Source organism: Pseudomonas sp. AC083, from assembly GCF_979253165.1.
The window spans coordinates 157,185-169,888 of record NZ_CEEDDH010000008.1; the positions used below are offsets into that span (position 1 = coordinate 157,185).

General features: G+C 50.7%; 5 protein-coding genes. 1 reads left to right on the plus strand and 4 read right to left on the minus strand.

What is annotated here, in order from left to right; all coding sequences use genetic code 11:
- Window positions 1–347: 347 nt before the first annotated feature.
- Window positions 348–1,598 carry a DUF4427 domain-containing protein gene (locus AC0IXA_RS14405; protein ID WP_471813608.1) on the plus strand — a complete coding sequence of 417 codons (1,251 nt, stop codon included), beginning with the start codon at window positions 348–350 and terminating at the stop codon, window positions 1,596–1,598.
- Window positions 1,599–2,193: 595 nt separating this feature from the next.
- On the opposite strand, the gene AC0IXA_RS14410 is transcribed toward AC0IXA_RS14405, so the two are convergent.
- From AC0IXA_RS14410 to AC0IXA_RS14425, 4 genes are all read right to left on the minus strand, one after another.
- The gene (locus AC0IXA_RS14410; protein ID WP_471813610.1) at window positions 2,194–2,793 is read right to left on the minus strand and encodes a hypothetical protein; all 600 of its coding nucleotides are present in this window, start codon (window positions 2,791–2,793) and stop codon (window positions 2,194–2,196) included.
- 26 nt (window positions 2,794–2,819) lie between these two features.
- Complete coding sequence (locus AC0IXA_RS14415; RefSeq protein WP_471813612.1) at window positions 2,820–6,119, minus strand: hypothetical protein; 3,300 nt, start codon at window positions 6,117–6,119, stop codon at window positions 2,820–2,822.
- The gene (locus AC0IXA_RS14420; RefSeq protein ID WP_471813614.1) at window positions 6,116–7,549 is read right to left on the minus strand and encodes a tyrosine-type recombinase/integrase; all 1,434 of its coding nucleotides are present in this window, start codon (window positions 7,547–7,549) and stop codon (window positions 6,116–6,118) included. The genes AC0IXA_RS14415 and AC0IXA_RS14420 overlap by 4 nt, the downstream gene beginning before the upstream one ends.
- Before the next feature lie 826 nt (window positions 7,550–8,375).
- A complete protein-coding gene (locus tag AC0IXA_RS14425) occupies window positions 8,376–12,512 on the minus strand; it encodes a CheR family methyltransferase (protein ID WP_471813616.1) in 4,137 nt (1,378 codons plus the stop codon).
- Between the last annotated feature and the right edge of the window lie 192 nt (window positions 12,513–12,704).

Here is a 12,704-nt window from a genome sequence, read left to right on the forward strand (position 1 = left end):
AAGCTAGACGATTTATTGGCGAGGAAATATAGGGTCGTAATTATAAGGGCGTATTGTTATTTAGGGGTATTGTAGGTTTGGTGGAAGGATCATTGACAAAGATTTATACGTATTGTTGATTTATTCGTGCTTGTTACGTATTTGATTTTATTTTAGTGTTATGTGTATGAGTCAATAAGTGCTTAATTATTTTTTGGTGTGAGAGGTTTGTATTTTTTTGTGCGTGGTTACTTGCCTGACGTGCTTGGGTGGTCTATTTTTTATGCACTACAAGAGTACAAAAACACTCTCATCAAAAACCTCTAATTAAGAGGCGAAGGCCGTTTGTCCTAAAAAAAGGAGCTCATATGGCGCAGCGAACTGATGTCGAACAGCCCAATCGCGTCGTACATTATTTTCGAGACGTCGATCTCACTAGCGGCTCACGGCCCGATTTCATACCGGGAAGTTTCGCTCTTAACTGTTGGGCTGAAGATTGCTGGCCTGGACGGTTCCTATTGAGGGTTGCTATTCGCTTCCATCACATCTGGGCCACCTTCGGCGTCAGGAATGGGCATGCGACGATTCAGGGAAGCCATCCTGCTGTTTGTTTTTCAGGTTTTAGCGTCTCTGATTTAGTCGCTGTTCGAGATGGCTTGGCAGCGGCTAGCGGTGCAGTCACCCAGTACGCGATCACGTTCCCTACGTCTTTAGCGGAGCAAGCTGGCGCAACGAAGGTAGTTCGGGGTGAAAACCTGCGAGCGATGCTTCAAGCAAGTCACCCGTCGGAGCCTGTGACCCAGGAAGAGATTTGGCGCAATCAGTACCGCTATCTGGATGGTCAGCTTGATATCTTCGGTAATCAGACGGCGGAGTTGGAATGGCGCTGGCCTTATACCCGGAATTATCGCCGCGCCATCGAAAAAATTGAGCGAGAAGGGCACCTGGGAGATAAGCTGCCGGGGATAGATCTGGCCCAAAAGAAGTGGTCACAAATCGGTGTGGTAGTAGCCACCGAGGCTGATGCTTTGAGGCTTCAGTACGACATCTTGTGCCTTATCGACCAGCGGCTTGTATCGGTAGATCACTTTGACCATCTCCTGGTATGTGAGCGATTGCCGGCGGAACTGGACGGGCTCACTGCGGCAGAGCGGGAAGCTTCGATGAGAGCGGCGTGCTTTGACTTCAAATCTTGCATTACGGTTTCCGATGAAGCTGCTGACGTCGCTGTGGCGGATTTCACGGAGCGCGTTTCTGCTCTGGAGGCTTCATCCTTGAAAAAGGAGACCCAAGAACGTGGCGGCTGCTGGGTTTACTTCGAGGATAACTCCCACCCCTATGTGCGAGCGCTTTTGAAGGGGGGCAGCGTGGTTGTGAACAAGTCTGGTCGGTATCTGGGTACGTTGAACGAACTTGGCCGTGGGCGCGATCTGCGCGAGCGGCAACTGATCGTCAAAACGCTATGCAAGCAACTGGAGCAAGAGCACGGCGTGGCTTGCTCTTATTTCAGCGTGCGCGACTCCTGGCAGCCAGATGACCTTCCAAGCTACTGCGGGCGTCCGTGGAGCGTGTTTTACCGGATCACGGATGAGCCGGACGAGGAGGACACTGACGTCTGATAGGGGTGGAAAAATGCGGCACCCGGTTTGTCGAGGTTTGGCGTCGGCAGGCTGGTTTATTGGCGACTGCGTCTCAAGATTTACCCTCATACAGTCCAGCAAAACGTAATGCCCACTCTCCATTAATTGTCTTCCGGAACTGTATGGCTCCCATGCTTTGCAAGCGGATCGCGTAGGCGCGAGGGTGGAAGCCCAGCGAGCCGATACGCGGCAGCGGCTTGGTTCACGACAGCCGGCCCGAAAGGCGCGCACAACCTACCCAAGACGCCCTTGCGGCACTGGCCTACCTAAAAGAGTTCCGTGTTTGAACCACCTGATGCTGGAGGGTGTTCCTTTGATTGGCTTTAGGGGGAAAGTTGTGAGCTCGATTCGCCCTGGTAATATCTGTGGATATGACCAGCTCTTCTCATGAGGGCTGGACGACTGAATGAACTCAGAAGACTTGAGCTCGAGTCATACTGGGAGCGCAGGGAGGAGGTGCTCAAAGACGTGTCTGGCCCATTAATGGATAGAACAGTGAGAAAGATAGATGAGTTCGGCCTGGATGAGGCAGGCAGTGACCGGTATGAAGGTGATTATCCATTCTAAATATCAATTAATACATGCTGTTCCTCCACTTCAAGTATGCGGCGAATAAGTGGCTAGGAACGATTGTTGGGCGGCCTGGTGATGGCTCTACCAGTGCTCCCTCATGTATTTCACAAAACTCGTAAAAGTGCTCGATAACCATCTGGGCAATCGTCATCCCATCATTGCGGTCTGTAGTTATTTGATAAGTATCAACCTTGCGGCCATGCAGCTCCTGAAGTATCCGAAGGTCGTCCTTCACAATCGCGTGTTCGTTGCTGAGCTTTAACAATTTGAACCGCAACTCAGTTAGCTCAGCGCTCTCCTTGATGTTTTCACCAGCATTCCTCAAGAACCACATGTCAAGGCGTGGACGATAGGTTTTGCTCTTAAGAAGGCTACTAGCCCTACACGTCTTCACCGTAGAAACCTTTACGCCAAGATTCTTGAAATCCGATAGCGCTTTACGTTCGGCGGACGAAATCGCTTCCGCTAGATGCTTGGCTAGATATGTGATAAGTTCGAAACTCGTCCTGCGCTCATCGAGCTCACTTAATACGCTTTCGATAATTTCCAAGCGGTTTTTAATGCGATCCTGCTGCCATCTATAGAAGTTACTTGAGACCATCATTTCACCCCTTAAGTGCTACGCTATCACGGCTGGTTATCTGATTCTTTAGAGGGACGGTATGACAGCAAAGCCTGCGTCCATTGCTTGTCCTCTAGGTTGATCAAACGAACAAATTGATCAAGATCGATTTCTTTGAATTCAAGAGTGGAGCGAAGCATGCCTGCCAGTTTTACAGCGCTGGGGAAGCTGGAAGGCATCGTTGCAGCCTCCAGGGTTTTGCCATCGTTAATCATCAGTAAGCGAGTTGCCCGGTCTATCTTGTATTCGAAGCTCCGGGAGAGGGACTCTGGGTGCGTGCAGGCGCTATTAAGTCTTGAGAGGAAGCCTTCAACCGAGTCTAGCTTGTACTCTGAACGTGATAATTCCTTGAGGACGGCTTCACCGTCAGTAACCACTAAGTCTCTATCTTGTGAGTCTTCATCCCCGTGCTGCTGCATTTCAATTTTAGCCCACAAGAATTCTTCTACCCACATCCAGCTCATCACATCTTTAGCTGCGCTCTTGACCTCTTCCTGAAGACGGCTGACTTCTGCAGTAGAGACCTCTTTACTAGCGCTGTGTTGTAGAACGATCTCAACGGTGCTGAGGTAGTCTTCGGCCAATTTTTGGCGGTGAGCTTCGATTGCCGGCAGGTTATGAGTTGAGAAAACTGCAAAGGGACATTGAGAGCACCTCTTCAGTCCGCCAAATTTTATTAAGATAGACTCCGGGCAAATGAAGTTGTATGGGCAGATGTGTGTATAACAAGCTCCCAAGCGTAGAGACCTATCAGTCGCAATGAGTTTTAAGCCGGTCATTTCACGAGGACTTGAAGAGGTTGGAAAAGAGTTTAAGCCAAGCTTATCTACAATCTTGGGAAGGCGACCTTGCCGTACTGCGTCTTCGATATGGTTTCCTACATCCATCATCGAAAACGATGGGTTGAAAGGGTTTGTCAGATACCATGAAGCATCTTTGTTATTGAATGCGCCTTGTAGTTTGTTCAGAAGTAGGTGGTGGCCTTTATTGTACCTGATAATGGTGCTCAGACTTTGTCCGGTCAGTAAAGCAACTGCCTCTGGTGGCAGGTTCGTAGACATGTCAGTAATGAAGGAAGCTCTCGCAGCATGAGGGGTCGCGAATGCACGTAGAGCAATTGGGCAATAGTCGCCCTGATATATGCGATTAGAATCTGATCCCTCTATAACTAACACGTCGGCAGGGTTAATTTTGTTTGTCCACTCTTCCCAGGTGAAATAAGAGTTCTGAGGGCTCTTTCTAAGGGGGAGGTAGCCGATGATGGGCTTTGTTTCTTGTGTATTATCCTTGAGCCAAATTTGAAAATTCAGGCAGTGAGAGTTCCAGAGCGTGGTGTACTGTCCATCAGTGAAGGGGTCACCGGTAACGGGGTTAGCCACAAAAAGTGGAAGAATTTTACCCCAGTGAGATTTTGGCTCGTGGTCGTAGTAAACTTTCTTGGTGAAGCCGCTTACGTTGATCTCGTCAATCATGTATTGGCGCCAACGGCGCTGATCGTCAAGAAGCATAAGGTTGCCCATTGTCGTCAAAATAATCAGCGGCATCTTTTGGATTTTGTCGGTGTTTAGCCATAGGCTAGTGAGTTGCAAAGAGTCTTTTGACAGACGGTGTGATACTCGGTCGTATGTTTTAGCATCCAGCCATTGCAATGTTTGCCCTCTTACGCCGCACTCTAGCATGAATAAGCTGAAACGGATTGAACCCGGATGGTAGTGGAAGTGGTAATCGTGTTCTACGAAAAAGAACGTATCCGGATGCAGTCGTCGTATGGGGCTGAATTTTCCATCATGATACATGACTGGAACAAATCCTAGGTCATTAGTATCTACAAAGTTGTTATTTTTTCTGGCCTCGTCGACCACTGATTTCATTTGATCGGGTTGTTCGGAAAAGTAGTCAGAGGCTTCATTGATTGAATTGTGGTATGCAATGAACTGACGAAGTTGTTCGCCAGTGAAAACGTTCTTAGTAACGTTAATGTACTTCTTGCTTTTTGGGAGTTTTCGGACAGCTTGTTTGACTCCGAAGCAACCTTCAAGATCACTTCCAAACTCGATCAAGTAGCTGAAAAAGCTTCGAAAATCTTTTTGACTCCCATAGCTTTCCTTATACCCCATTGCACGAAATAACTCACAGAGGGATAAGGGTCTGTCTTCAGTGATGTCGGCTTGGCAGTCGTAATGAACGCTGCCAGTAAACTTTGCTGGTGTATCAGGGTATTTAAATTTTGAAAGTGGATTTTGTAATATCCAGAGTGGAAGATAGATAAACAGATATAGGTTGATCTTTCCGAATGCAGATCGGATTTTTTTTGGCTTTTCAAATTTTTTATGGTCTAAAAAGGCTTGTTGTGCAGCGAGCCAGACTCTCATGGCTGTTGAAAACATCTCCCATCCCTGGTGTATATGTGAGTCAAGCCGATATTTATGCAAGTTGTCCGTGGAGAAACTGCTGACTCCGTACTTTCCTGTTTGGGTAACGTCACGTATGATTTCAATAGGTGAGTTATGTCGGTTAAGTATATCTACCAAGAATTCTTCGCAGGTGCCAAGCTGGACGCGAATAGAGTTTCCTGCGGTTAAAGAGTGCTCTACCCAGTCCTTCACTTCTTGCGGTATCCGGGATGGGAATCGCATGCACAGTGTTTCAAATATCTGGGTTGTAGGAATTGGGAGGATGTTCTGTCGGCTGTCTTTGAGCTGTGCGAAGCGTAAAACTTGGACGTCAGCGTCGTTTATATCCTCAGGTGAGAAGAAGGATGACATCAAAATTGATTTGATTCCCGTCTGCCAAAGTCTTTGTGTATCCGTGTAAATCCGTTTCCCGTCACCTGGGTTGTGGTTAGAATTGTTTTCCAGGTCTAGAAATGGATGAATGGTTTCGGCATAAAACATTTTTTGGGATTCGGGGAGCCGTGTGATTGAACCTTGAGGGCGAGTGAAGTTGTGGGGCAAAACTATTGATTGCTGTTTGTGAAGAAATACGAGTACGAGTCGTATTATTGTTTTTGCTGGCCCTTTGTCTGTTTTTGTTAGTGATGAAAAATATGTTCTTTCGATTCTATAGTATGTGTGGTGATTTGTGGCCTTGTTATAGGCTACGTACTCAAGGCAATCGCTCAAGAAATTGGTGGTGTCATTTTCGTCTCTTTTAAGAAATATGCTGACAAACTTGTGCATGGCGGTTTTAAAGTTCTTGTTGTTGTCGGAAAATATCTTCAGTATCAACTCTAATGCTGCGACCACATGGTTATAAAGTTTTTTGTCATTCATTAGAAAAATTAATTTCTTGCTGAGATTTATCATTCGTATGTATCCTTTTTGTTTTGTTTTTCTAGTTCTTTTTTGAAAATTTCCAATCGTTCTTCTAAGTATTTAATTTGAAACTCTATGCTTGATTTAATGCTGCCGTGTTTCCGCATGTGATTTGCGAAGCTGATTTTTTCGAGCAACATTTCTCGGTCTACTTTGGCGTACTTTTGAAGGCTGCGAATGTCGCTATGGCCTGTAAGTAACAGCAACTCGCTATCGCTCAAACCTTGTCCTTTGCTGTGCTCAAGGTAATTTTTGAAGAAGTAGATATTGCTGTGTCGAAGGCTATGTAGTCCAAGTTTTCCCGCGATGTGCGGTTGATCTAGAAGTGTTTTGGTGGCGGCCTGTTTGAACTGATGAAGGATGACGGTGGAGTAGTCGCAGAGAAAGAGCGGCTTGCCATACTTGTCATGAAATACAAAGTTGTGGCCGCAACTCGGGTTGTACTCATGGCGGAGATAATCTTCCAGATATTTGAAGAACAGCGAGCCATATGGCTCAAGTAATACTGTGAGCTCCGTGCCTCGGCCTTTCCACTCAAGTCGGTTTCTCTCGATCTCGCTTATCCCGCGATAGGCCTCGTTTCGGTTACTTCTGGTGTTTGGGTTTCTCAGGAATAATTCTCTTGTTGAAAAATTGATATCTTGCCAGAGGATCTGGTCTGCCTCTGAATCTCGAGCGTTAGTAGCCGCTATTAACGCGTATAGACAGGCATTCCGGTAACTGCTCGCATTACCAAGCAGATCTGTTATCCGGTCTAAGGGGAAGAACTTATCTTCTTCGATAGGCTTTCCGAAGGTTTCTTTAAAAGGAATATGGCTTGTATAGCTGGTTCTTCGTTTGCCTTCGCATGTTCCAGCGGTCATAGGCGTGATGTGTCGGGCCATTGAAGATTTTTCATAATTGCTGATTTTGATACTTGTTGGTTCAATCTTCATCAAGTTACTAATGAGTAGTGAGGTTTCAGGCTGTTCGACAGAAAGTCCGTTATCGATAAGCTCTTCATACGTGGCCTGGATGTTTTTGAGGTTTGTCAAGAATGGGGTGATCTGCGCGTGGTAGTTGCTTGATGTTGAGATTTCAACTTGTGGTGAAGGTTTTGTCTCGCAGATCTTTCGAACTGTTTCGGAACTGCTCTCTTTTCCGGCAGTCAGGTAAGAGTGGTACTCGCGATAGGCAGTATTAATAGCGGATTTTGTTGGGTCGATGTATTTGGATGCGATATGAAAATAGTCGACAAAATTGCTTATGCAATGTCCGGACTTATTTATGGAACGCTGTGGGCTGCCTGAGTCAATCAAGTCTCGGAGGTGAATGGTAAGAGGAGTAAACTCTTTTCCGAAGTTGTCTTGATCAGCACTGCGGAGAATATGGTGCTGTTTTCCAAGATAGATTGATTTCGTGTAAAAGAAGTTGACCAGCATTTCCATCTCCCACGAGCATACGGTCGCCAATCTTTTTTGGGGGGGGGGGGGCGATGTCTCATAAACTATGTTCAGTTTCTCTTATTACCTTAGATAAGAGGGTTTGATGCTGTCAAGTGGGGTTTTTTATCTATATAATTAAATTTGATTTCATTCTCTTTGATTGTCTTGCTTTTATATATTGTCAATTTCTCAGTATTGATTTTTCTTAAGCGGCTGATTTAAGTAGGTTTTTTATTTTTATATTTGTCATATATTTTTTGCGTGTCGTAATGTGATGTTTCCTAAGCGTTTTTTGCTTCCTTGGATTGGTCTAATTTGACTATATATATGTCGCAGTAAGGCTGGGTGGTATTTGCGGCAAATAAGGGATTGCTATTGGCTAACAAAAATTCGCGACGAACGGTCATGTTCGTGGGGCCGGCGTGCCTGATGCCCACGCAGATTGACAACGATATCCCCGGCTCCACGACGCTCAGATGATTCGTATGCTTTGAAGCCGCCATGTGAGGCGGTGGAAAACGAAGTGATCGTAGAGCCCGATTTAAGCCCTAACCGATGGGTGGGCTTTGTAGTCGCGAAAGCTACCGGGCGCGGCCAAGCAGGCTAGTCAATAGGAGTCTGAACTCCTATTGACGGCGGGCTATGTTTTATGGTGGATTTATCAATGAATCAGTAAGTTAAAGCTTTAGGGAGTGCTGCGGGGGGCGTAGGTACCCCAGATAATGGTTCGAACCCCGCCTGGGACACCACCTCTTCAAAAACGAAAAGCCCCGCTTCACTTAATCGTGTGGCGGGGCTTTTTGCGTTGGAGCGCTGGCGAGCTTTACAGCAACTCCGAACGGCGCAACGCCTCGATGGTTTCAATCAGGTCGTCGTACGCCACCGGTTTGCCCAGATGCTGATCGAACCCGGCTTCCCGGGACTTCTGCATGTCGCTCTGAGTGCCATACCCGGTCAGGGCGATCGCCGGTACGTTTTTCACCAGCGGCAGCTTGCGCAGGGCAGCCATCAGTTCATAGCCGGTCATGACCGGCATGCCGAGGTCTGAGATGATCAGATCGTAGCGCGTGCTCTCAGCGGCTTTCAGCGCTGCCACGGGATGGTCGAAGGCCGTCACTTCGGCGTCTTCCATCTCCAGCAGCAGCTTCAAGGTCTCCAGCACTTCCGGCGAGTCGTCGACCAGCAGAATGCTCAAGCCATCGAGCTTGCCGGAAACCGGTTCAACCTCGGCTGTTGCAGCGGTTTCTTCGACATCAGTCGACAGCGGCAGGCGAACGGTAAAGGTACAACCGGCGCCCAGTCCCGGCGAAGCAACCTTCACCGTGCCGTGCTGGGCTTCGGTCAGTTGCCGCACCAGTGACAGGCCGATGCCCAAGCCTTCACGTTGATGGTTGGTGTGCTGTTTTTCCGCCTGGCCGAACAGATCGAAGACGTGTTCGAGGTTTTCCGCAGCGATGCCGACGCCGTTATCCTTGACGTCCAGTTGCGCCATTTTCCCGCTCTTGCTGGCGATCAACTCGATGCGCCCGCTCGGTGGTGTGAACTTCAAGGCATTGTTGACCAGATTCCAGATGATCTGCTCGACCCGTGTCGGGTCGGCATGAATGATCAACGGTGCTTCAGGCAATTGCAGGTCGATGCGCGTGGCATGCTGCTCATTGAGCACTACCGTGTGGATGTCACGCAGAACCGCGCTCAGATCGACACGCGCCAATTGCAGTTTGAGCTTGCCGGTGCGCACCCGTGCTACATCAAGCAGGTCGTCGATGATCCGCGCCTGACTGTTCACCGCATCGCAAATGGTGTTGACCGCTTTGGTCGCCGGTCCGGCGGTGCGGATCATTGGCAAACGGCGCAACAGTTCGGCGTTGAGCTGGATCAGGTTGAGCGGGTGCTTGAGTTCGTGGGACATGACCGCGAAGAACTCATCACGCAGGGACACCGTATTGCGCGTCTGCGCCAGTTCCTTGCTCTGTTCATCCTGCTGGCGCTTGTGCCCGGTCAGGTCGCGGGCGATTTTCACATAGCCTTGCAAGCGATCGCCGCTGAGCCTGGTGACCTCGCCGCTGCAGAAGAATCGGCTGCCATCCTTGCGCACATGCCAGCGCTCATCCTCAGAGCGGCCGTGCTGGCGGGCGGTGGACAATTCGCTTTCAGCCATGCCGGCAGCACGGTCTTCGGCTGTGAAGATGAAATCGTAGTACTGACCTTCGGCCTCGTTTTTGCTGTGGCCAAAGATCAGTTCAGCGCCTTTGTTCCAACTGGTGATCGAACCCATTTCATCGAGGATGATAATCGCGTAATCACGCGTACTCTCAGCGACCAGACGCATGCGTTCTTCGCCCAGGCGCAGCTCTTCCTCGGCTTCGCGGCGTTTGCTGATGTCGATGAAGGTCAACACGGTGCCGTCGATGTGGTCTTCGCTGGAGCGATAAGGCAGCAAGCGGGCGATGTACCAGCGGTTATCGGTACTGCTGACCTCGCGTTCGATCATGTTCAGCGATTCGAACACTTGCGCCGCGTCCTCGGTCATCGCCGGGTAATTCAGGCGATGGGTGATATCCAGCAGTGAACGGCCAGTGTCTACCGGCAGCATGCTGAAGATGTCGGTGGCGCGCGGCGTGAACCATTTGATGCGCATGCTGCGATCGACGAACACCGTAGCAATGTCAGTAGAAGCGATCAGATTGGTCAGATAATCGTTGATCTTGTCGGTTTCTTCGACTTTGGTCTTGAGTTCGTAATTGACCGTCAACAGCTCCTCATTGATTGACTGCAACTCTTCCTTGCTGGTCTCGAGCTCTTCGGTGGCCGAGCGCAGTTCTTCGTTGATCGCCTGCATCTCCTCGTTGGAAGCCTTGAGCTCTTCGCTGGAGATTTCCGACTGTTCGATGGTGTCCTGCAAATGCAATTTGGTGCGTTGCAGCTCACGTTCCAGATTCGAGAGCACTTGGCTTTCAGTCTGCAGCACCGTGGTCAGCGCCTGCTCGTGCGCGTCGATCTCCGTTTCATCGAAGGTCACCAGCACGCACTCGCTGTCGAAGTCGTCGTCCTTGTACGGCTGCGCAATCAGCGTGATGCGGTACTGACGCTCCTCGCGCTTGAGCAGCACTTCACGCGAGCGCACGGTAAGGTTGCTTTGCTGCACCTGGAACAGCGTCGTGCGGATTTCCAGGCGCAGTTCCGGCAGGATCAGCGTCAGCAGGTTGCGTGACAGCTCGCCGCCGACATGCCGCAGGAAGCGCCCGGCGGCTTCGCTCATGTGAAGAATATCGGCGTTGGTGTCGACGATGATGCTCGGCGGGGCGAAGCGTTCTATGGCGCGGCGGTGGATATCGGCAAACGACAGCTTGACGGGCTCGATGGCTTTCGATGGCGGTCGGGAAACGCTGGTGCGCATGTAACCGCCACGCGGCATGGTCGGGGTGCGGCGGCTGTTCGCGGTGCCGGTCTTGGCGCGGAAGATGCGGTTGCGCTTGTCCACGGGCGCGAACAGTTCATGGCAGGCATCGGCGCTTTCCGAAGTGCCGAGAAACAGGAAACCACCCGGTCGCAGGGCGAAGTGGAACATCTGCAGGATTTCCCGCTGCACCTCGCGATCCAGGTAAATCAGCAGATTTCGGCAAACGATCAGGTCGATCTGCGAGAACGGCGGATCGGACAACAGGCTGTGCTTGGCGAACAGCACTTTCTCGCGGATTTCCTTGCGAATCCGGTAATGCTCATTGTCCTTGACGAAATAATGCCGAAGGCGTGTTGGCGGTACGTCGGTGACGATGGCTTGCGGATAGGTGCCGGCGCGGCCAGTGGTGATCGCGCGTTCGTCGATATCGGTGGCGAACACTTGCAGGTTGGCCTTGCTGCTTTGTACCTGCATCTGATCATCGAGCAGGATCGCCAGGCTGTAGGCTTCTTCGCCGGTCGAGCAGCCGGCAGACCAGATGCGCAGTTCTTCTTTTTCCGACGAGTCGGCAACCGATTGCACCAGTTGCGGCAGCACATCGCGCTCAAGGGCTTCGAAGGCTTCGCGGTCACGGAAGAAGTTGGTCACGCCGATCAGCATATCGCCGAGCAGGGCCTTGGATTCTTCCGGGGTGTTTTGCAGGTAGTCGTAATAGGCGCCGAGGTCAGACTGGCTGGTGACCTGCATGCGCCGCTCGATGCGGCGCAGCACGGTGGCGCGCTTGTAGTGTTTGAAATCGTGACCGGTGCTGCTGCGCAGGTACAACAGGATCTCATGCAGGCGTTGTTCGGCGATCGACGCTTCGTGTTCGTTTGCAGGCTTCAAGGCTTTCAGGTCGGGATCATTGGCGCTGGGTAATTTGATGTTCTGAGAGTTGCGCCACAGCTCCATCAGTTTCTGCGGCATCTCGACCACTGGCAGTATCAGATCGACCATGCGCGTCTCGATGGCGGCGCGCGGCATGCCGTCGAACTCGGCGTCTTCCGGCACTTGTACCAGCGTCACGCCACCCTGTTCCTTGATTCGCGACAAGCCCACCGCACCATCGGAACCGGTGCCTGAAAGCACCAGGCAAAAAGCCCGCTCGCGATGCACATCGGCCAGATCGCGGAAGAACAGGTCGATGGCAGTGTGGCGCGCTTGCGGTGAGCCAGCGGGGCTGACGCGCAGGTAGCCGTCATTCATCGTCAGCGAGTGCGCCGGAGAAATCACGTACACGCAGTTCTTTTCGATCGGCACCGGCTGCGTCACTTGCAGCACCGGCATGCGCGTCGATTCCTGAATGATCTGGTCGGCGATGCTCTGGTGATCGGGCGACAGGTGCAAAATGATCACGAACGCCATGCCACTGTCCTTCGGCATATGCTCGAAAAACAGCTTGGTCGCTTGCAGGCCGCCCGCCGAGGCGCCGATGCCCACCACGGGGAAATTCAGGTGGCTGGGTGTCAGGTCCTTGCGTTCGGGCGCAGAGGGCGAGGCAGGGGTTTTCGAGGTCATCACTTCGGCCTTTTTTGTGGCGGTACAAGCGTATCGCGGACGTCCGGGGGCGCAGGTAATTGAGCAGAATAAACCTCATTTGCGAATCTGCCTGCACTTTTGAAGGACAAATGTGCTGCCTGTGTTTTTGACATCCGGTGATTGGCAACCGTGCCGATTAATTTTCCGGCGTGATGATCGGTGGTCGTTCGT